We start from the raw sequence: 23260 nt of genomic DNA, 5'->3' as shown, positions 1-23260 counted from the left end.
TTCTATGCTCCTCAACCAACTCGTTAGAATCAATGAAGCCGCCCTTGTCGCAAATGCTGTCACTTTCGATTTGATGGATGACGATGAGAAAAATTTGCGCCTGTGTCAGGGTTTTGTGTTCAACTATGAATCCGACCCCAAAAAAATCAATTCTTCTACGGTTGGTGTGTTGAGGGCTTTACGAAACAGCTTTCACAGCCCCAGTGAGCCAAATGTTCATTTAATGGTACAGGATTATGGTAAAGGAAAATCCCATTTTGCCCTAGCCATTGCTAACTTTTTCCAAAAACCCTATGACAGTGAAGAAGTGCAGGGTATTTTGAAGCAGATTGAATACGCCACTTCTCCCAGCAGTCCCATTTTAGAAGATTTGAAACAATACAAACAACGGTGCAGAAATCTGGTAATTTGCCTCAGTGGTGACAAACCTATAGACTTGCAAAAGCACTTCCTACAAGCTTTGAAAAAAACTCTAGAAGCAGAGGGAATAACCAATTCTTTAGGTCAGCAAATTTGTCAGGCACCTCTTGAATATCTGGAAAATTTAACTGCTGAACAACGTCGAGAAGCAGAGGAATACCTCTCAGAATTAGACAACCCAGAGGGAGACCTCAATACGATTGTTCAGGTTCTTAAGGAAGATAACTATCAGGTGATTCCTCGGGTGAGAGATATTAGCCGCAGACTAACGCGGACGGGTTTTCCACTAGATTTTGAGACAAATGTTGATATAGAAGCTATCCTGTCAGATTTAATCAATCGCTTGTGTACGGGGGCAAATCACCGCTTCCAAGGAATTTTAATTTTATTTGATGAACTTTATAACTATCTGCAAAAGTGGTCAAATGACCCAGTTCGGGCTGGTGGTACTACGCTGCAAAATATCACGAATATCTGTGAACAATTCAAAGGGAAAATTGCTATCCTCAGTCTCACCCAGAGAAGACCGGGAAGAGTTCTGCCACCAAAAAACGCTGAAGATTACAATAGATTGGTTTCCCGACTGGAACTGCTTCCCACTACTTACGAACCTGCAGCTAGTCTGGAATTGGTGTTAGGAGGTTTACTCACTCAGCAAGACAAAACAGCAGCTTGGCAGGAGTTTCTTCGTAGATGGCGCGATACATTAAGTGATATCAATACCAAAATATTCCAAAACCGTACTGGTAACCACTACCAAAACCGGAACTGGACATCTCAACAATTTTTCCGCGATTTAACTTTAGGTTGCTACCCACTGCATCCCCTCACATCTTATTTGCTTTGTAACTTAGATTTTACTCAGGGGCGTACTGCTATCCAGTTTGTTCAAGAAGATGTGAAAAAGTTTATTCAAGAACAATCTGTAGAAAAAGACGGCAGTCTCAATCTTATCTATCCTGTGGCTTTGGTCGATGCTTTTGAAAGTAATTTTGCCAATCCTGATGCTAGCCCGGAATACTCTACACTGTTTTCTGATTACAGTCACTCCGCTTCTAAAGTGAAAGCGTCTGCTGATGCCGACCCCAATGAAATGCCGGTCTTAAAGGCTTTGCTGCTATTCTATGCCAGTAGTGGTAAGCTAACCAAATCGGATCGGGAAAAACACGAAGATATTTTAAACCTACTAACGGGTTTATCTGTTGCAAAAGTTAGGGCTGCATTGGATAAGCTTTGTCAAACACGAGAAGTGATTTATCTGAATCAAGCGGAAAATAGCTATCGTTTTTATTCCGGTGGATTTGGCATTGATGAGTTAAGAAGGCGCATTAAAGAAGAAACGGGTAATAAGGTGGCTACGATTGAACGGGTAGAAAGCCACTGCCAATCATATATCAACCAGTATCTTGGTAGCGACACCACACCCACTCAGTTTATTGAGTTGAATCGCTTGTGCAGTGAAGATTGGCGCTTCCAGAATAAAGTTTTTACTATTGCCAAATTAAAACAAGCCTTGTCCAGCCGACAAACTAAAACTACAGATGCATCTGGTATTGTCGCTTATGTGATTGGTGAAACTAGTGAGGAGTTGCTAGCCCTGAGAAATGAAGTGTCTCAATTGTTAGAAGCTTCTCCGATAAAAGGTCAATTTGTTGTTGCAATCACCTCTCAACCTATAGGGAGACTGGGGCGACTGCTGCTGGAAGAGTTGCTAATGGAGAGAAAATCGGTTCAGGAGTTTGGGGCTGCACTGTCTCAACTCAAGCAGCAATACCAAAAGCAGATTCAAGATATCACCTCAGAGTTATTCCAGTCTTGTACCTATCACTGTTATATTCAGGAGAGAATTCCAACAAGCGATCGCAATCGTCTCCCTTCCATTGTCAGTGCCATATTTCAGGAACAGTATACCTATGTTCCCCCTGTCGAGAAGATAGAAAAAATGGCGTTGAAAAGTTCCGTTGGATCTGAAGTCATTGGCTTTGTATCCAAACGCCTGCTAGAAAATGACTTGCGTCCTCAAGCCTTCCCTAAAAAGAGTTACGAAAATGTCGTCAATCCTGTTTTTGTGAATTCTTGGCGACTCTTAAAAGCAACTTCTCAAAAGTATTCTGTCGTCGTTCCATCTCATCCCAATATCAGGGCTGCTTGGGACAAAATTTCCGAAATGACAGACTTAAGGGACAAAACAGAAAATATTGTTGAGATTGTCAAAATTTGGGATACTCTCTCACGTCCACCTTACGGACATAACGAATATACCTTTACAATTCTATTTGCTGCTTGGCTGGCATATCACCGTGCAGAAGTCTCCCTTCAAGGTGGCATTCGTATTCCTCAGAAAAAAACAGATTTGGTTTCGATACTGACGGAACCCGTTCACAATTGGGCTTCAACAAATGTTTTTAATAAGCCCAAAGATTTTGTCAATATCTGGATTAAAAATGGCAGAACTTTTTTAATTCGTCGCCAGCCCGTTGCTTGCCCGGAGGTACCCAACTCCATGACTTGGGAACAAGCAGAGCAATTTATTCAAGATATTGAAAACTACCTCTCCAACCCATCAGATTCTGCAAAAGTTACCGAACTGAAAAGTACGCAAGAAAAATTGAAAAAGGGAGTAAAGAGACTCAATGAAGTGATGGAACCTGTCTTACAAGCGGAGAAATTACTTCAATCAAAAAATATTCCTACACAAGCAGATATTGAGGCTTTGTTCCCGATTTGTTCTGCATTGCAAGAACCATTACTGAAGATTGTTGAGGATGGCTTATCTATCAATCCTACATCACAACAAACAACAAAGCGTGCGGAAATCATGCAAGGGGTTATTGAGACCATAGGACAATTTCTGGAAGCGGAAAAAGCCCGTTCTAAATCCTTAAGTACGCAAGCTAATTGTGGTGCTTATAAAGCTAATCTCCAAAGATTGGTGGAGCAAATTAGATTAGTTTCTAGCTTGCCATCTCGGTTTTTAGAAACTTTACAAAGTGCCATCCAAGCTTCTAATATTAGGTTAGCAGAAATCGAAGAGCAAACGCAAGTAGACAATTGTCTGGAGAGAATAAGAAGTCTCTACAACAGCTTAAGTACTTTAGCTACTCAAAATGAGTATGTTGATATACAAAATCAAATTGAAAGTTTAGTTATTGGCGTTCCATCTGTTAGAGAAACAAGTACATACAGAAATATTATCCAATCTTTGGAAGACAAACAAAATGAGCTTCTCGAACAAGTTGCTGCTTGGGAAAATCAATTTACACCAAGTTTGTCACGTCTTGAAGCTATACAACTAAGCCAGAGTATTAATCGTCAATTAAACCGCTTTAATGATGAAAGTCGTCAAAGATTAACTGCTCTTTTAGAACGTCTCAATCGTATTGTTCTGCAACGGCAAAGTGAAGAACAAGAAGCAGAGGAAATTCACAATCTCCTTGAGGATGGAAGGCAATATGTACAAGCTATTACAAACAGCCAAAATTTGTCTGGTGCTTTTAAAGCATACCAGGAATTAACTCTATTGAGTTTATCATCTCTGACTGCGTCTGTCTCTTTAGAAGAACAGCAAGCACTTGAGCAATTCAAGTCTGAGGGATATAGAGTGATTTCTCAGAATATCTCTCAGATTTTTGAAAATTGCCAACAGCAAATTCATCAAGAATCAAATTACAATGATTTAAAAGATTTACTTCGACAAGCACGAAATATCATCTTGGAAAATGGGCAGTTTGATGGATTTGAAAATAAATTGGCAGAGGCATCTAAAAATCTAGAACGCCAGTATGAGGAGTTTCAGCAAAAACGGCAAGATAGAAAAACGATGGAGTCTATTCGCCAGTATACCATCACCAAGGCAAATACAATTCATGTTTGTGAGGAATCTATTGAGGCTATTACAAGTTTACAAAATAACTTGAACTATCCCGAGGAATTTACTCGGGAAATTAATCAACTCCTCAAGCAATTTGGAGATAAAGTGATAGAATACAAGAATTATCTCCAAAATTTGCGCGATCGCTTGTCTCAAGTAGCAACAACACAACAAATAAATAAGCTGCGTGAGGAGTATGCCAAGCTGGATTTTGTCTTTAAAGAATCTACAGAATACGCTAATTATCAACAACTGCAAACCGCAATCAATTTAGTTTCAGAAGATATAGAACAGCTTCGCCATTGGGAAAACCTGTACCAACAAAGCCAATCTATTGCAGCTTGCGATCGCACTTTAGAAACACTAGCAAGCGTTCAGGTCAACTTACATAATATAGAACGTTTTCGACCCAAACTTCAACAATGGCAAGAGCAGCTTCTGGAAAGAAAGCAGGGCTACATAGAACAACTGGATGAACTCCACAGAAAATTAACCACCATCAAAACTTTAACAGAAGCTCAAAAACTACAGGGAGAACTCACCAGCAAATTAGCAGACTACCGGGAATCTCAAGAAGAACAGCGCTACCAAGGCATTTGTTCGGATGTTAACTTACTTATCAACCTTCTGCAAATCTCAGCCATTCAAAAACTGGATACTGTTGCAGCTTGTCAAGCAGAAAGAGAAAGATTGCAGCAGTGGCGACAGGATAGGGAAAACATCACGCCCACAGTGCAAACAGTACTTGATTCCATGCTAGCTAACCTAAATCGTACTCAGCAGCAGATAGAAAACCAGCAAAAAGAGGCTGCAAAAATATGGTTGGCGAATCTAGAAACCCAGTTTACTCGCTTGGAGAAGTATACCGATGCATCAAAAAAACTAACTTCTGTTAATGAATTGCACAAACAAATTCGCCAGCAGAAACGTCAACACGAAGGTATCTTGGAACCAGAACAAAAGCAAATCCTAGAACGGATGGTCAATTTCTGTATAGAAATGCAAAATCAGGATACGGAAAGTCAAATTATCACTTTATTTGAAAGACTTCCGCGTAAGAAACAAGAAGGTTTGCTGAAGAAGTTAGTAGGACGTTTAAATGAATGAACCGCCAAGACGCCAAGGACGCAAAGGAAGAGAGAAAAAAGAGAGTTTTTTGTGGTTTGATGCTGAGTTAACAAATGCAAAGGAGAAATTTTAATGCCAGCTGAATACTTTCCCTTTGGTGAACCGGAAAATGAATCGGAACGGATGGCAATTAATTACCTGCGGGGTCATTTGCCTAATTCTTACAAAATTTTTGCCAACTTGGAAATTAAACAGGGTTTGGAAATTTTTGAGATTGATTTGATTATATTGGCACCCCATTGTGTTTATGTGGTTGATATTAAGAACTGGCGCGGGCGCATTGAAATTTATTACCCTAGTTGGTATCCGGAGAATTACCAGCCCTACCCATCACCTCTCAAGAAATTAAGAAAACACGCTAAAGTTATCAGCAGCACGATTTGTGACACCAACCGTGCATTGCAGCAGGATTTGAGTAGGATTCACATCCAAGCGACTGTATTGATGACTTCTGATGAGGTGCAAGTTATCGATAATGGTGATAAAGATGGCGACTATGTGACTTATCTCGATAAACGCTGTCTTGACTACTTTCAAAGTGATGCTCATATTCCGTCCCAGCGCCTGAGGATGATTAAGCCCTACATTAGATATGTGGAACAAGCGATTCGTGGGAAATCGCAGCCAAAAAGTTCCCCTCGTCGTTATTTGCATTGGCAAGTTGAGGAGAAATTGGGGGGCAGCGATCGCTATACTGAATATCGTGCCATAAACCAAATGATGGGTTCTGCTGACTGTACTGTACGCTTGCGAGTTTACAAAGTTGACCCCTTGCTAGAACCCCTTGAAAGAGATGCACAGCAAAAGCTCATACGCAATGCTTTTCTGGCTGTTGTCAAAATTCCGCGCCATGCCAATATCTTACCAGTACGAGATTGTTTTCCGAGTCAGACCGATGATTGTATTGTGTTGGTGATTGATGATGTACCGGGACAAGTTCTCAGCCAACATCTTAAAAAGCACAATTTGAATTTAGAACAGAAGTTTTCTATTATCCGAGATGTCCTCCTTGCTTTGGAACACGTCCACAAACACGGAGTGATTCACCGCAATATAACTCCTGACAGTATTTTAATTTCTGCTGACGGACAAGCAAGTCTTACGGGTTTTGATTATGCTCGTGTTCCCAATCGCACCAGTACTATTGCTGATGAGATTGCGGAAGACTTGGCTGAGTATGCTGTTTACCAAGCTGTAGAATGTCAAAATAACCCTTCCCAAGCTAGCATTCAATCTGACCTTTTCTCTGCTGGGCTGGTTTTCTACACTTTGCTAACGGGGGTTACACCTTTTGAAGATGCGAATCAAATCTGCGAATCAAATGCTCGATTTCCAGTCAAGCCCTCGGAATGCAATTCCGAACTCTCCCCGGTTTGGGATGTATGGTTGCAGAAGCTTTGTGCTTTTGCACCTCAAGACCGCTTTCCTGATGCTGGTGTCGCACTGCAGGAATTTTCTTCTTTGGTGTCAAGCCCTAATTCCTCTTCTCCTGTGGAAGAATCTTCCTTGGATGGGCTTGATATCACCAACCTTCCCCCGGATACAATTATCGATCGCCGTTACCGAATTATCAAACGCTTGGGTCGTCCGGGTAGCTTTGGTGTTGCTTATCAGGTGTTGGATACTTTAGGGGAAGTTGAACGGGTTTTGAAATTGGTAACCAAGGATAGGTGTTCGGTCTACGAGAGGTTACAACAGGAATATAAAACTTTGCACAAGGTTCCCAAACATCCCCATATTGTTGAGGTGATTTGGGCTGGTCAATTGAAGGATGATACTCCTTTTATTGTTTTTGAGTATATCCAAGGTCAAGATGTGCAACACCTTATCGAATCCAAAGCCATCTCTTTAGAAAAAGCTGTTGAGATTGTCGCACAAACTGCCATTGGTTTATCTCACTTGCACAAGCACAAGGTTTGCCATCAAGATATTAAACCTTCCAATCTGTTGGTGACCGACACGGGTGTGCGAATTATTGATTTTAATGTGGCGGTGTCTGATGGCGATGAGATGACTGTCACGGCTGGAACTCGCCGCTACTTACCTCCTGACTGCAAATTGACCCCGAATTTAACTCTGGAAGAGAAAATAGACCGGGATTTATATGCTTTGGGTATTGTTTTCTATGAATGCGTGACGGGTAATTACCCTTTTGATGAACCCCAACCTCCTCGGGGGAAGTTACCACGCGACCCTCGCAAGGTGGAAGGTTGTGAAAATTTGGATGAGGAGTTGGTAGAATTGCTGAAGAGAGCGATCGCACCTAAAAGAACCCAGCGTTTTTCTTCAGCGGCAGAATTCCTGGAAGGTATAGGTAATCTTCGTTTTTTGCGAAAGTCTGATGGTGAGATAATGAAGGCACCAGACGCAGAGGGGTTGGAAAAAAGTGGGGAGAAGGGTGTTTCTTTGTTTGAGGTTTTTCCTATTAAGCACGAGGTTAACATTGATAAGCCAATAGTGCTTGACCCTACGGGATTGTATGAGATTCCGCCCGGTTACACCCATGTCACAACTGAGGTGGAGTGGATGCGGTTTTTTGGCGTGACTGCTTCTCCCTGTTGGGTAAAGGGTAAGCGTTTGTGCGATTGGGCAACGGAATGGTTGCGGGTCTGGGATAAAATGGATGCGATCGCGGAAATTAAGCCAAACCCCAGGCTGCGTTTGCAAGACCTGTTTTACCCCGTACCTTTACCTCAGGAGTGGACTGACAAACAGATACTAACTCTTGTCACCAGGCTTGACTCCTATCCTCAAGAAAATCCTATTGCTTACCTACTTGCAGATATTACGGGTAGTGATGAGGAAATCTGGCTTGGGGAACCTTCCATAACCCATCTTGCCACATGGCTGACAGTTCAAGTCCCGGAAGAATGCAGACCTTTAGAGAAAGTTTGGCAGCAAAAGTTCCAAAACCATGACTTGGCAACTTATTACTTAACAGAAGATAAGTTACAACTTCTGCGTTGCTGGCTTGGTATTGCCAAACCAGCCCTAACCCAACTTGAGAAGTATCCTCTGGAAATTCCCGATTTCCTCTCACAAGAGTTTGACGGATACTGGGAACAGCAGCTGTACCTCACCCAGGGCGAAATTCTCAAGAGGCTTCCCCCACACCAAGCAGGTAAGGAACGTATTGCAAATATAGCCCTCAAAGTTACCAAGCAGCGTCCTAACTGGATCGATAGGGTTAAAGAAACAGACGTTGCTGTTTATCTTAGCTACCAGCAGAAGCAAGAACTCCAAGACCTCCAATCTCCACCCCAACCGGAACTTTTACCTCTGGATGCTACCCCCAGCCAAGCACTCACCTGGGTGACCCAAAGCTATCTTCCCTTCCGTCGTTGGGAAGTCATCTACCAGCCTCTGGAATCCAAAACGAGTGCTCGCTTGGCAGATAGCTTTGTAGAATGGATGTTACAGCATTATCCCCAGATGAAGGTAGACTCGGTTGAAAATTCTTATCTCAACTACAGCGTTGCATCCCGAGTCCGAAATCTTTGCCAGTCGAGTCCCGTGCTTTGGGTTGTGGTTGATGGTTTGGGATGGTTGGACCACATGGAACTTTTATCTATCCTCAGCCAAAATCACCAACTGGCTGTGGAAAAGGACATGGAACCCCGGTTCAGTATCTTGCCAACCAAGACAGAATATGCTAAGGGAAGTTTGTACTCTCAACTTTTGCCCAATAGTTCTGCTTGGGAAAAAGACAGTATCAAAAAAGCTTTTGCAAAAATCGGCTTGGGGGAACACTACACAGACAGCCGCATTGCCAAGTTACGCAAAGATTTAAAAAAAAGAAAACACCAACTCTATTGTTGGGACACTACCCAGTTTGATGAACTGCATCACAACAGCACGGATTGGCAGCATCTTTATAATATCAAGCGTCCCTACACCCTAGAACTTATAGCCAGGGAAATCATATCTTTTGTGGAAGAATACCCCAACCCAGAAGAACTTCGAGTGGCTATCGCTAGCGACCACGGTCAGATTTTAGGAATATCGGAAAAAATCAACTGTCCCCCAGAATTGCAACCTCAAGGCAGAATCGCAATTGGCAAAACCACTGACCCCCGCTTTGTTGTGTTGGAGAGCGATCGCTACGGCTTACCCTACGATATCAGTATAGTGCGAAGTTCTGCCAGTATCAGTTCCTTTAGTTATAACTCCGACAAAAAAATCCTGGGTTCTCACGGAGGGCTTTTCCCCGAAGAAGTTGTTGTTGGTTTCTCGGTGCTGAAAAAAACCGTTCAACGCAGTCCCGTGATTATTTCCTGTCATGGGGAAGGGGAAGCGGGAAAACCTGGAAAAATAGAGATTACCATTGATAATCCCAACTCCGTACCGCTGACAGACCTATATCTATATATTAAAGAACTGCCCTCATTTGATACGAAAAAACCCATAGAAAAAACAATTCCAGCCAATCAACGAGTCACCTTCCAACTCACAATACCCAAAACCCCAGAATTGTCCCTAACCCATGAAAGCCATCACCTATCGCTATCAGGAGAACTTACCTTTAAGTTTGCTCTTTATGAAATCAACAGTGCAAACCTGACACCTGATTCTCAAATAACTATCACTCAAATGTTTATTAGCGAAGGGTTTGATATCAATGAATTCTTGTGAAACCATCCCCGTGATGAATTACAATCTATTTTAGACCCTGCTGATGTATACGGTGAAGACTTCCTCAGTGAAACATTCCGTGTTTTGAAGAACAATAAAATTAAGCAATTTGGAGAATACCCCACACAACGATTAGTGCTAGAAGCATGGTCTAGAATACTCTGGGCAGCACTGGTATAAGTAGCAGCATCCCACTCATTCATATACTGTTGAATCTCCGCCCCCTCTGCCCTCAACCGACTCAAATCGGTAATTTTGCGCTTGTTCAGGAGGATTGTCAAGCAGTTCAAAAAGTAATCTAGGAAAGCGCTTAAAAATCTGGTAATCAATGGAGTCTCGTTTCACCAAAACACCCTTTAGTTCTCTCGTTGTATGCTATTGACTTGCTCGTTGAACTGACACTTTATCAGAATAGAGTTAATATTGTCAAAATGGTAAACGTTAACACTACTGTATTCATTAATGAATTCTTGTGAAACCATCCTCTATAACAACGAATTAGTGCGCGATGTCTTCGGAAATCTTTGTATTGACAAAACCCGACTGCCATCGAGTAGACTCACCGATATAGGTGTACCCAGCTTTGTCGCCGAATGGTTGCTAGACAAAATTGTACCCGGAATAGGAACCCTAACAGCCACAGAATCCGAACAAGTTAATAGCTTTGTCAAAAAAGCCTTTCCCCGGAAAGATGACCGTAACGAAATTATATTTGATTTGACACAGGGAGAAGTCAAAAAACTTATTGCCCTCCTACAAGTCCGAATCAAACTAGAACCCAACGGACGCATTATCCCCGAACCCTCCGCCCAAATTCCCGCCTTAAATTTAACTGAATGCAGAATCTCTACAGAAATTATAGAACGATATAAAATGCTTCTCCGACAGGGAGTTTGGGGAAAAATCACCCTCGGTATGCTTCCAGAAGGCAAAGTAGATGTGATGGGTTTTGAACCCTTCCAATGTTCTCAAGTCAACCTAGAAGCCTATGCGAATTGTCGGAAAAAATTTAGTTTCCAAGAGTGGAAAGACTTGCTGTTTTGTTCAATGGGCTTTAATCCCCAACACGACGATTACAACCAAGACGCAAAAACCTGGATACTCTCAAGGTTACTGCCATTAGTAGAGCCTAATTATCATATCATGGAACTAGCACCGAAAGGAACTGGAAAAAGCTTTTTCTATGAAAATGTCAGCAGTAAAGTGTCTTTAATCAGTGGTGGTAAAGTCACCCCAGCCCAGCTATTTATTAATGGCAAAACAAAAGAAATCGGCTTGCTAGGGCGTCATGACGTTGTGGTTCTAGATGAAATTCAGAGTTTAACATTTGATAATCCCGATGAGGTTATCGGAACCCTAAAAACCTACCTTGCTAGCGGGCGCTACAATCGTTCTGGCTTTGCAGATGTTGCCAGCGACTGCGGGTTGGTGATGTTAGGCAACATAGAATTAGACGAGAATTTCCGTCCCCGTAACGAGGAGAACTTAATTGCCAATCTCCCTAATTTCTTTACAGAAACAGCTTTTCTTGACCGGATTGCAGGCATTATTCCTGGGTGGGAAATTCCCAAATTCAAGAAAGCAATGGCAGCGTGTCAGTTTGGTCTCAAAATGGATTTCTTTGGTGAAGTTTTACTTTCCTTACGCTATGAGAATCGGTTCTTGTTATACGCTCAAGAACACACTCAATTTGATAGAAATATCACCGTTCGAGACCAAAACGCTATTCTCAAATCAGCTTCTGGTTTTTTAAAAATTCTCTACCCTCATTTAGAATTAACATTAATGGATTACGATCGCGATTGCCTGAAACCAGCCCTGCAACTGCGTCAAGCTATTCGTGATTCACAATATCATCTTGATGATGAATTTCGACAGCTTGGTCGAGAGATTTACGTTGAGGTTAGGTGAAATGAAAGTGTGAGAAATCCTATTTGATAGGTAAAAATTATAAACCGCAAAGACGCAAAGAGCGCGAAGAAAAGAATGTAGAGACGCGCTGTTTGAAGCGTCTTTGCATTAACCCACAGCGCGTCTTTGCATTAACGTTTTGCGAGTTCTATCGGAGCATAACCTAATTCTAAGCGTGCTTTGCGATCGCTAAACGTGAGTTCCTGACCTGTTAAAAAAGCTTTCATGAATCTTTCCCGATATAGTTTTAGCGTTTACGCAACATCATTATTTCAATCAGCGATCGCCACATCAAATCTGGGAGCAGCGCGTGTAATAACAGAAATGCTTCACCGTAAGGTGAATAGCGTAATCTTGGAGAGCGGTCAATTGCGGCTCGGTAAATGACTTTGGCAACACCTTCTGGTCCTGGTAACAAGTCATTCACTTTCTCGCTAAACTGTTTCATTCGGCTTGCCATTTCCGTGTATTCGGGATGCATTGCCCAAATATTCCCACTATTGATGAAATTCGTTTTAATTTCTATATTTATAAGTATTGACAAAAGTTACTTGTTTTGAATTTTTCGGCAATGTCGCTAATTAAATTTAAGCGTTACAAAAAAATACAATTACTTTCCTACTGTTGATAGATAAAATGAGTGTTCTTGTTCTGTAAATCATTTAATGATGAGTTATCAGAGTAAAACTCATGTTCCTTAACTCGGATGTTCAATCAATTGTTCTTGTGTGTGCTGCTGATAATAATTATGCAATGCCACTCGCTACCACCGTTCGTTCAGCAGTTGCAAATCTTAATAACAAACAGAAAATAGCCTTATATATCCTAGATGGAGGTATTACTAAAGCTAACAAAGCTAGAATTTGTAAATCACTTGACAAAGCACGGGTCAGTATTTCATGGGTAAAGCCAGACAATAAGCTCTTTGAAAAATTGGTATTGACCAGACATTTAACACTAACTTGCTATTATCGGTTGCTCATTACCGAATTTTTGCCAAAAGAGTTTCATAAGGCAATTTATTTAGATACCGACATGATAGTCACCGGAAACTTGGCAGAGTTATGGGCTATCGACATGGGAGATAACTATGCATTAGCAGTTCAAGATGATGTTGAACTGTACATAGGAATGTCTGATGGTTTGAGAAACTATCGTGAGGTGGGACTCTGTCCGGATGATAAATATTTTAATTCAGGGCTTTTAGTCATTAATCTTGACAAATGGCGAGCCGATGATATCGGCAATAAGGTTATCGAATATATAAGACAAAATACAGAGTATGTACGCAATGACCAAGATGGTCTAAACGCAATTCTTGCAGGTAAATGGGGAGAACTTCACCCCAAATGGAATCAAATGCCTAAAGTACATGAATATTCTTCCTGGAAAGAGAGCCCTTTTCCAAAGGATGTTTATCAGGAATTGATTCACCATCCTTGCGTTATTCACTTCACCAATTCTCCCAAACCCTGGTATGCAGGATTAAAAGCAGAATGTCAACATCCTAAAAAACATTTGTTCTTTGAGTATCTTGATATGACAGATTGGTCTGGATGGCGAGATACTCTTTGGAGACGACTTTGGAGAAAATTTATGAAAGTCACATCATTAACTACCTCAAAACTCTAAATAATGATGTGTTCGTCAAATCCGCTTAATTAGCAATCAAAAAACTTTGCGTCTTTATGCGAACATGATATCATTCCACCTCTGGCACTTCTCCATGAATAATCGTGACAAGATTCGTACTTAAGCTGTCGCGCTTTTAAAAATGTACTTTAAAGGCGGGCGGTGAGACCAGTGCCGTAAGCAGGTTTCCCAACTTAGGCAACTGACCGCTAAGCCTATGAGCATACCAGATAGGCATTGCGTAGCGTCTCCTGCTATGGTAAGAGTGTGTTTTAATCGCCACCAGAGTCGATGTCTTCCAAAATCTCTGTGGTTAAGTGGCGTATATATGCTGATTCCGTGGTGTGCCCAAGTGTTCTAAGTTCCTCAATAGCCTTGAGGTTACCAATGCCAATTTTTTTCAAAATCTCGACACTTTGCCTGCGGACAGCATAAGAATCACTGTTGTTTAGCAGTTCTATCAACGCTGTGATGGCTTCTGCATTGCCTGTGCCGATTTTCTCCAAACTTCGAGCCGCTTGCTTGCGGGTGTACTTGTCTCGAGTGCTATCGAGCAGTTGTATCAGTACTCTGATGGCTTCCGGATTACCAGAAGCAATATACCCCAAGCTCTCAGCGGCAAGCAAGCGAGTTTCCTCATCTTGAGTGCGGCTGAGCAGTTGTATCAGTACTCCGATGGCTTCTGAATTGTCTGTGGCGATATACCCCAAGCTCTCAGCTGCGATAGAGCGGGTTGTCTCATCTTGAGCTTTACTCAGTAATTGTATCAGTGCGGCGATCGCATCTGCATTGCCAGAAGCAATATACCCCAAACTTCGAGCCGCTATCGAGCTGATGGAATTATTTTGAGCACTATTCAGTAGTTGTATCAGTGCGGCGATCGCATCTTCATTGCCATTGGCAATATACCCCAAACTCTCAGCTGCTTGCGAGCGCGTGGGCTCATTTTGAGTATTATCAAGCAGTCCTATCAGTCCCCTAATGGCTTCTGAATTGCTTGTGCCGATTGTCTCTAAGCTCTCAGCCGCGCTCAAGCGAATTTGCTTGTCGTGAGTGCTACCAAGTAACTGTATCAGCGCCGCGATTGCTGAAGTATTGCCAGGAGCAATTTCTCCCAAACTCTCAACTGCTTGCAAGCGAATTTGCTTGTCGTGAGTGCTACCAAGTAACTGTATCAGCGCCGCGATTGCTTTTGTATTCTCACTGCCGATATACCCCAAACTTCGAGCCGTTAGTAATCGGGTGCCCTCATTTTGAGTGCTACCGAGCAGTTTTATCAACGCCGCGATTGCTTCTGTATTGCCAGAAGCGATATACCCCAAACTTCGAGCCGCTATCGAGCGGGTTTCCTCATTTTGGGTACTATCAAGCAGTTGTATCAACACCGCGATTGCTTCTGTATTGCCTGTGGCAATTTCTCCCAAACTCTCAGCCGCTAGTATGCGGGTGGTCTCATCTTGAGTGCTGCCCAGCAGTGCAATGAGTCTCTTGATTTCCGCATCATTTGTTTCTGGATCGGTTCCAAAGGGCATATGAACTACGTCACTATAACAGATTGGATTGATGTTCTCCTGGGTTTTAGGCAGGAGATTCACAACGAAACGGCTTTGCCACCATTGTTGTTACGATGTTACCTGATGGTTAGCCTCTTTTAACAGCCACCGCCAACTGTTTGTTCCTGGCAGTTCGGGTACCCCCGCTAAATTGGAAGATGCAGCATTTCTCCAGTTTCCAGGAAACCAAGGTGAAGCTCGTTACTTGACCAATGGTTTGCATACACTTGCAAAACTGTATTAAAGCCAATTCCCCAGCAGTACAAAAGGTGCCCAAAAAAACGGATTGTTATCCTTCGCCATAACAGCGAGTTGAGCATGCTGGAGGGCTTCAGCTTTATTCACTCCAATTTTTAACTCTCGGTAAAACTCACTCATCAAATTGGCAGTAGATTCATCATCTACCGACCACAGTGTTGCTAGCGTACTGCGTACACCCGCCCGAACTGCTACCCCAGCCAATCCCAATGCGGCTTGCTTGTCTCCTTCAGCAGTTTTACAGGCACTGAGGACAAGTAATTCAATTGTGCTAGGCTGAGTGCGATCGCTCAGTCGCAGTAACCTATCAAACTCCTTAACTTGAAGAAGTTTATCCCAGGTGAGAATAAAGGTTTTTTCCGGATCGGAACTAAACTGACCGTGAGTGGCTAGGTGAATGACTGTATAGGGGTCGGATTGCAGTTGATTGTGCAGATTTGTTTCAGTAAATTTCCCATCCAATAATTCTTCACTCTTGGGAATCTCAGATTGAATTTCTTTTAACTCTCGTGGTACATTTTGTAACTTGGGAAAAGTGCGGTTTGCAATAGAACGAGATTGCGTCACTCCAGCAGTTAAAGCATTCAATTTGACTTTTTGCAAGGGTGTGGGCTTGAGAAGTTGCAAACCAGGAGTCAACGCGACTGCATACTTCTCGACCAGATATTTTTTTTGTTGTCGGTCGTAAAGAACTGCCATTGGCACGTTCCGCAATTCCCCATCCAGTACAAACACTAAAGTTTTAATCCCACTCTCGCTCAATGCTGCTTCAGCAGGTCGAATTAACCAGTCATATAGCTGTTGAGAAAGTTGTTTAACCCGAACCGTCTCAGTCACATCTCGCAAATTTTTCCTTAACTCTTCTACAATACTTTTTACCTTATTTTGAGTCATCGAAGTGCTGTAGTGACGCAACTCCAGATTTGGCAACTTCAGAATAACATCCAGGCGATCGGGCAAAATAATTGGATAGAGAACAGCTGCTTGTTGGTCTTCTTTATCAACCACAGGGTCAAGTTCTTGCGTGGGTTCCAAACAAGCCGAACGAAAAAAGTTGTCTAGTTCTGCCAGTTGTAAAGACTCAATTACAAAACGTGCTTGCCGTAAATTTTCCTGACTTATGGAGGATTGGGGTCGGGGAAACTCTACTCTGTCTCCTCTCCCCTTCTTCCCATCTCCTGTTTCCAGAAGCAATGCAACAAATTCTCGATAGACAGGTTCCACGCTGTCCCGAAAATAAAACTGAATATCTGGATTAATAGTAACTAAATCGCGACGCAGAGATTGAAGAGTTTTGAATGCTAGAGAATAGAAAGCAGTTGCTCCTTTTATATCTCCTTGCTGTTTGCGTAGACGCCCCATTTGCCATTGCCACTGATAAGCAATGTCCGCTGCATTGATATTTTGAGCAATGAATAAAGCTTTCTCTGTGAGCTTTTGGGCTTCTGCAAATTGCTGATTTTGTTCGTATAACTCCCCAAAAGTACCAAGGGCATAAGATTCCACTCGTCGATCTTGCAAGCTTTGTGCTTCTTGGACGGCGTCTGCTAAGATTTGGGCGGCTGTTTGCAGAAGGGAGGAGGAGGAAGATGAGGAGAGTTTTATTAAATTTTGGGCAAAGTTAATTTTGGTCTCAACAGCCATGCGATTCGGTTCCATCTTGCCAATCTCTGATTGGATTTGAGATGACAAAACCAAAGCATCAGAAAATCGTTTGGTTTTCAGCAGTAAATTCAACTGATTGAGATAAGCTTGAATGCGCGTTATAGACTCAGAAGATAGACTCGCAGATTGCTGATAGAGCTCTAAAGCTTTTTCAAATTCTTTCTGGGCGCGGGCAGTGTTGCCCAAACTGAGTAGAATTTCACTGGTATCTTGATTTGACTGTGATGCTTTTGCAAGTGCTAAACTTTTCTCCAACACCTGTTGAGATTCTTTTAAATCACCCACAACTTGCAGGACATTTCCAAGACTGAGCAGCCCCGCAATTTTCACGGGTGAATCCGGTTGATTTTCCAAAGCTTGCGATACTCCAGTTAATATCTTATTTGCTTGACGGTAATTTCCTAAAGCTTGCAAAGCTTGGGCAGAATTAATGCGGTTGCGAATTAATGCTGTTGTTTCGCCTATTTTTCGATAAATATCAGCCGCCTTTTCCCAACTTTCCAGCGTTATATCTGTTTTTCCCTGTGCTAATTGTAGTTGTCCTTGCACATCTAGAGCTTGTGCCAAGATGAGAGAACGCTTTTGAGAATTGTGTAAATCTAGCGACGAATTCAAACTTTGGTCGTAAAGCAAAGCTATCGCCTTACCAATCGCTTTTTCTGCTTGATTCCACAAACTCAGTTGCTGGTAAGCCAAAGAGAGATTGCTCAACGTCAGGGCTTCCCACAAAATATTCCCATTGGCGTTAAAGGCTGCAGCAGCTTTTTGCAAGACTTCAACTGCAAGAGAAAACTCTCCGGAATTATAAAGTTCTTTACCTTGTTGTACAAGTTCTTGCGTATTATTTTTATTATCTATCTTTTGTACGTGAGTCATCACAACGGAAGCTCTTACCAACAAAGGTGACGCAGTTATGCAAACAAACGCAACCATCATTGCTAGTAAGAACAGATATAAATTTTTATACAACACGTATCTTAGATGTTTGAATAATGGACGAAATGCTCTAACCAGATATTTTAATCGCAAAATGTATTGTAAATGACAAAAAAGTAAAAAACCTTTCCTTGCCATATTTTTCCTCTCACTATTTTCCCTTAGCCTACAAATTTTCTCTTATCTTTAAAGACTTATAAGTAGCTTTTATGTAAATTTGTACACCAAAATCGATGAAAAAGGGTAAGGGAAGGTAAATTTTTGACCAATCATCCGATTCCAGGTAGGCGGTTACTTTGGGCCTCTACATCTGTACTGCATCCATTCACTTAACTAGATCGGTACAAACAAAGTTAACAGGTTTTGGTAGTCTCAACGAACTAAACGATACATTGACAAAGCTCGATAAGACAATTGCAGTTCTCAAAACAATTAATCGAGTCACTCGTATCGTGGGTCGAATTATTACTATTTTTGAAAAAGTTTAAATCAACAGCAATGCCTGGGCTTTTTTATAATCACCTGTATGTAGAGACTACCCATGACTGGTCTCTACTATATTACAATCCCAAATCGACGGCAATGCGATGGGCGCAAGCAAATCCAGAAAACGCCACTGCATTTAAACCCTGACCGGGAAAAGAACTATCTCCCACACAATAAAGTCCTGGAATTGCTGTTCTGTTAAATGGCATTCCCAACAACCCCCTCAGCTTATATCGGGGAATTGGTCCGTAAGTCCCATCTTCACGACCTAAGAAACGACGGTGAGTTCTCGGTGTCCCTACTTCTAGATAATCCAACCCCGCATCTAATCCAGGAAAAATCTTTTCCAAGCGGTCAATCATCCTCCAAGCCGCCTGTTCTTTCTTCTGTTCATACTCACTTGCAGATAAACCCTGCCAGTCATCAATCCAAGAGGGGGTAAACGCATGCATGATATGATATCCGGAAGGTGCTAAATCCGGGTCAAGCAATGTAGGAACCGACACAAATAGAGTTCCTTCCGGGGAAACCATTTTCTCCCAAGCTTCTAGCACAATATGATGGCACTCTGTTCCCGGAGGTAAAGCTGAGGTTTTCACCCCCGCATGCAAACTGAGAAAACTTGGAGACTTTTGATAGCGTTGCTGCCATTTTTTCTCATCAGATGGCATTTCTTGTTGATTCAGTAATTTTCCAAAAGTATCCCAGCGTGTAGCATTTGAGACAACTCTTTTGGCGCGATAAACTTGCCCGCCCTTAAGTTGCACTCCTATGGCTCGTTTCTTTTCTATGAGAATTTTTGATACTCTGGCTTGATATTGAATTTGACCCCCTGTCTTAACCAAACCCTCCACCAGTTTTTGAGCGATTTGTCCTACGCCACCTTTGGGATAGTTAACTCCTCCGTAATGCCTGTCTGAAAACACCATTCCAGCATTAATCATTGGTGTCATGTGGGCTGGTACCACTGACCAGCAGTAACACTCCATATCAATAAACTTTAACAATTGGGGGTCTTTAATATACCGTTTTGCCACATCCCCAACATTTTGCGGCAAATATTTGGCTAAACCCAGACACGCCAAAGGTTTCTGCAAAAAGACCCGCATTAAATATCGGGGTTCTTCCAACGACAGCAACTCCATGCTGTTAAGACAATGAAATACTTTCCAACATTCATCATAAAATTGACGAATTCCCTTGCTTTCATGAGGAAAATACGCAGTTAGATTTTGCAAAAAATTTTCATAAACTCGCTCAACTTTAAGGTTCAAACCCTCTGGTAAATGATAATGAATTTGAACTGGATCGGGAATGGTCTCCAAGTTGACATTGACAACTTTCAAGGCTTTCGTTAGCAAGTTAGTAGTCCCGGTTTGCCCAAATCCAAAGATCATGGATGCTCCAACATCAAATCGATAGCCTTGCCGCTCAAAATAACCAGCACTACCCCCAGGAATCAAGTATTGCTCCAGTACTAGCACTCTAGCACCCTTTGCCGCTAGTTGAGTTGCTGTCACTAAGCCGCCTATCCCAGATCCAATCACTATGACATCGTACATTTCTGTCATTTGTCCTTTGTTGTTTGTCCTTTGTGGAAATCTAATAACTTAATATTTACAGCTAACTAATGACCAATGACTAATAACAAAAAAGAGGGACAAGCCTGCTGCTGCTGGCCAATCCCGTCTGCCGATCCTTAAAGAGAGGAGAACACTGAATAAGAATATAACCTTGATTGAGAATAAATGTCAACTATTAATGCAAGAAATTTTCAATAACTTAAGAGGTAGATTCAGAGCGAACAGTTGCGTTCGGCAAAAAGTATTATGATGTTTCAGTTGTTATACAATACAAAAAGCGCCTATTTCCGGCTATGACGCTACAATTGCGCGTATACGTTCCACCCCATCCCCTGATTAAGCATTGGCTAGCTGTGGCTCGTGATGCTGGAACCCCTTCGGTATTATTCCGCAGTGCAATGACAGAGTTGGGACGCTGGTTGACTTATGAAGCAGCTAGAGAATGGTTGCCCACTCAAGACACAACAGTACAATCTCCCTTAGATACCTGTCCGGCTACTTTAATAGATCCAACAGTACCGGTGGCTGTAGTGCCAATATTGCGAGCGGGCTTGGGGTTACTAGAGGGAGCACAAGCAGTTTTGCCTCTAGCATCGATTTACCATTTCGGTTTAGCGCGAAATGAAGAAACTTTACAACCTCACTGTTACTTAAATAAGTTGCCAGAAAAATTTCAACCCCAAACACGGGTGTTGGTTACCGACCCCATGCTGGCAACAGGTGGATCTATTATGGCTTTAATGGCAGAATTGACACAACGGGGTGCTGACCCAGCTCAAACACGAATTATTTCCGTAGTGGCTGCTCCACCAGCTTTACAAAAACTGAGTGATGCTTATCCCGGCTTAATTGTTTATACTGCTACCATCGATCCAACGGTCAATAACCAGGGATTTATCATACCGGGATTGGGAGACGCAGGCGATCGCATCTTTGGAACATGAGCTAGTATGCAGGTGATGAAGTCATGATAACTGTATAAAGGAGTTGAAGGTGGTAAGGATATGAGTCAGCGAGATGGTTTTGCGAGTGGTTTTCTCACTGGAGCAATTTTCGGTAGCGTAGTAGGAGGTATCATTGGCGCAGTGGTTGCCTACAAACACGAGCCAGAAGAGCCAGCAGGGGAAGAAAGTCAGTTGAACTCAGGTTTACCTGAAGCTAAAAGAGCAGCGAAAAAGCGTCCAATAAAAGGTTCCGAGGTTGAAGGCATGGAGATGGAAACAGCGCGGCGATCGCTAGAAGATAAAATTGCCCAACTCAATGCCACAATTGATGAAGTACGGCAGCAGTTAGGAAATGTCAACGGCAATGGCGATCGCTCACTTAACGAACAGCCCTCTGGAACTGAGGAGTTGCGATAATGCAGACCTTAGCCTACCGTAACCAGTCAACAACGATCGCCGGTCACTGACTAAGCGAGGGCTGTATTTTCACACGCCTTAACAGTCGCTAAATTACAATCAAAGAATAACACTGCTTTTGACACTTAACAGGAAACCAACCTATCCATGAATCTACTGATTACCACACTTTATCAGTTCGTACAGATTTATAGTATCTTACTGATTATTAGAGTCCTCTTGTCATGGTTCCCTAACATTAGTTGGGGAAGCCAGCCTTTTGCAGCTCTCAGCCAAATTACCGACCCCTATCTCAATCTGTTCCGTTCCATCATCCCCCCCCTGGGAGGTATGGACTTTTCGCCAATACTGGCTTTTCTATTGCTCAATGTGTTGAGTTCTTTACTTCTCACCCTAGGACGTCTCCCAGTATTGGGTTAAGTTTGGAAAGCAATTACGCAAGCTATAGTAGAGACGCTATATTTAACAACGTCTCTACTGTTTTATTTTTAACCCATTACCAATTCTAGAGCTATTTACGAATTTGAGCGCTGAATCCAGCTGCCTTAAATTGCTTAAGCTTCAAGGGCAAGGGCTGATTTGCAGCCACAGAAATACGCAATTCAAAATCACTCGTACCGGGTGGGATTTCGTCAATAGAACCAAGTCGGGTACGGTTTTGCAAAACAGGGTCATTGTTAGCATCATAAATGCGCCCAAATATGTCAGCATCGTATACAGTTTTGTTAGTTCCATTTAGAGCTTTGCCAGTCACAATAAAGCAGTTAGCAGCCATAGAGGAGCCACCACTTGTAACAGCTCCTTGTGCCAGTTCTGGGGGACACTCGTGGTAAGAGAGGTCGTAGAGTTTAACCTGTGTCAGCGCTACAGATGGAGGAGCAAACGCCCACGAAAAGACCCAAAGGATACAAACAAATAGCATAACCGTGAGTGAGCGCAACTGCATAAAAGACACCGTGGATAAATTGAATAACACGCTACATTTAACATCAGCTTAGCTGAATTTAGCTCTAGAGGTATTGGAGACTTCTTTTTTAATTTTGTAATAATTATTAAATAACGCTGTCAGCAACTTGCTGATGGCTCAACCACATCCTCAATTGCCGTAAGACCTATGAGTCCAGATGAGATTCAAGTAGCCTTGCAAGCAGCATTTAATAGTTGCGATGCAGCTAGCTGCCCTCTCACTGACATACAGAAGGATATACTACTGCAGGTAGTAGAGCAGGTTAAGGGAAGTTCTCTTCCAAGTGTGTCAGATACGTTAAATCCATTAGATGAACTTACATCAGAAGAATTGCAAGCACTGTTAGAGTTTGTCAAAACGCAAGAAGAACAAAACCTTTCGTGGAAAGCACAGTTACTCAACGACTGGCTGAAAGAAAATGACTCCGGACCAGTACAGTTTATTCGCGATCGCTACGGCTTACAATGGCTGGAGCGCGTTGAACAGTATCATATCGATAAGTATGCTGATGAGTACGCACAAAAGCTGAAAGTGGGCGATCGCATTGAAGTGTGTAATGGTCTGTGGGAGTGGGTACAAGATGATGGTCCTTGCAATCGTCAGTGGTACCCCTGTCTTGTAATTCGGGTGGAAGAAAACAATGATAGCAATGGTTTGTCAACAAATTGCATTGTTCGCTTCAACACTGGAGAAGAATACGAAATTCAAGGAATGTACCAGTGGAATCGTTATTATTGGCGTAGATTATGAGATAGGGAGTTCCTTACATTCTCCATAGAAAAAGCGTATACCTTGACACTTTTGTAGAGATTTCGTAGTATTTTTGTAATTAAAATAATACAAATAAATAAAGGCTC

General features: G+C 42.3%; 13 protein-coding genes and 1 pseudogene. 8 read left to right on the top strand and 6 right to left on the bottom strand.

The window, feature by feature from the left end:
- Nucleotides 1-4: 4 nt before the first annotated feature.
- Nucleotides 5-5398, top strand: a complete 5394-nt coding sequence (locus ACYRY3_RS42395) for a sbcc family protein (RefSeq protein ID WP_460207848.1) — start codon at nucleotides 5-7, stop codon at nucleotides 5396-5398.
- A 93-nt stretch (nucleotides 5399-5491) separates the two neighbouring features.
- Nucleotides 5492-10051, top strand: a complete 4560-nt coding sequence (gene mads6, locus ACYRY3_RS42390; protein ID WP_460207847.1) for a methylation-associated defense system protein kinase MAD6 — start codon at nucleotides 5492-5494, stop codon at nucleotides 10049-10051.
- A gap of 231 nt (nucleotides 10052-10282) precedes the next feature.
- On the opposite strand, the pseudogene ACYRY3_RS42385 reads toward mads6, so the two are convergent.
- Nucleotides 10283-10396: pseudogene (locus tag ACYRY3_RS42385) on the bottom strand (DUF2887 domain-containing protein); the annotation flags it as partial.
- A 117-nt stretch (nucleotides 10397-10513) separates the two neighbouring features.
- On the opposite strand from ACYRY3_RS42385, the gene brxL reads away from it, so the two are divergent.
- Entirely contained in the window at nucleotides 10514-11962 is a 1449-nt protein-coding gene (brxL, locus tag ACYRY3_RS42380) for a BREX system Lon protease-like protein BrxL (protein ID WP_460207846.1), read from the top strand.
- A 247-nt stretch (nucleotides 11963-12209) separates the two neighbouring features.
- On the opposite strand, the gene ACYRY3_RS42375 is transcribed toward brxL, so the two are convergent.
- Nucleotides 12210-12506: a hypothetical protein gene (locus tag ACYRY3_RS42375; RefSeq protein ID WP_460207845.1), complete on the bottom strand. Its 297-nt coding sequence runs from the start codon at nucleotides 12504-12506 to the stop codon at nucleotides 12210-12212.
- A gap of 146 nt (nucleotides 12507-12652) precedes the next feature.
- Between ACYRY3_RS42375 and ACYRY3_RS42370 the strand changes: the two genes are divergently transcribed.
- Nucleotides 12653-13594 (top strand): glycosyltransferase family 8 protein, encoded by a 942-nt coding sequence (locus ACYRY3_RS42370; RefSeq protein WP_460207844.1) that lies wholly within the window; start codon nucleotides 12653-12655, stop codon nucleotides 13592-13594.
- 272 nt (nucleotides 13595-13866) lie between these two features.
- Here the strand turns inward: ACYRY3_RS42370 and ACYRY3_RS42365 are convergent, their stop codons facing one another.
- The 3 genes from ACYRY3_RS42365 to crtH form a co-directional block, all read right to left on the bottom strand.
- A complete protein-coding gene (locus ACYRY3_RS42365) occupies nucleotides 13867-15189 on the bottom strand; it encodes a HEAT repeat domain-containing protein (RefSeq protein WP_460207843.1) in 1323 nt (440 codons plus the stop codon).
- Between the two features lie 198 nt (nucleotides 15190-15387).
- Entirely contained in the window at nucleotides 15388-17946 is a 2559-nt protein-coding gene (locus tag ACYRY3_RS42360) for a CHAT domain-containing protein (RefSeq protein ID WP_460207842.1), read from the bottom strand.
- Nucleotides 17947-18566: 620 nt separating this feature from the next.
- Nucleotides 18567-20063: a carotenoid isomerase gene (crtH, locus tag ACYRY3_RS42355; protein WP_460207841.1), complete on the bottom strand. Its 1497-nt coding sequence runs from the start codon at nucleotides 20061-20063 to the stop codon at nucleotides 18567-18569.
- A gap of 305 nt (nucleotides 20064-20368) precedes the next feature.
- On the opposite strand from crtH, the gene upp reads away from it, so the two are divergent.
- The 3 genes from upp to ACYRY3_RS42340 all read left to right on the top strand — a co-directional run bounded on the left by upp (nucleotide 20369) and on the right by ACYRY3_RS42340 (nucleotide 21856).
- Nucleotides 20369-21019, top strand: a complete 651-nt coding sequence (gene upp / locus ACYRY3_RS42350) for a uracil phosphoribosyltransferase (RefSeq protein WP_460207840.1) — start codon at nucleotides 20369-20371, stop codon at nucleotides 21017-21019.
- Between the two features lie 60 nt (nucleotides 21020-21079).
- The gene (locus tag ACYRY3_RS42345; protein ID WP_460207839.1) at nucleotides 21080-21436 is read left to right on the top strand and encodes a hypothetical protein; all 357 of its coding nucleotides are present in this window, start codon (nucleotides 21080-21082) and stop codon (nucleotides 21434-21436) included.
- Nucleotides 21437-21583: 147 nt separating this feature from the next.
- Entirely contained in the window at nucleotides 21584-21856 is a 273-nt protein-coding gene (locus tag ACYRY3_RS42340; protein ID WP_460207838.1) for a YggT family protein, read from the top strand.
- A gap of 91 nt (nucleotides 21857-21947) precedes the next feature.
- Here the strand turns inward: ACYRY3_RS42340 and ACYRY3_RS42335 are convergent, their stop codons facing one another.
- Nucleotides 21948-22382, bottom strand: coding sequence for a hypothetical protein (locus ACYRY3_RS42335; protein WP_460207837.1), 435 nt, complete (start codon nucleotides 22380-22382; stop codon nucleotides 21948-21950).
- Between the two features lie 168 nt (nucleotides 22383-22550).
- Between ACYRY3_RS42335 and ACYRY3_RS42330 the strand changes: the two genes are divergently transcribed.
- A complete protein-coding gene (locus ACYRY3_RS42330; protein WP_460207836.1) occupies nucleotides 22551-23153 on the top strand; it encodes a hypothetical protein in 603 nt (200 codons plus the stop codon).
- Nucleotides 23154-23260: the final 107 nt, after the last annotated feature.

The sequence above is a fragment of the Scytonema sp. NUACC21 genome (assembly GCF_054684315.1).
Note: the sequence above shows the minus strand (reverse complement) of the source record. Positions and strands in the feature narration are given on the sequence as shown.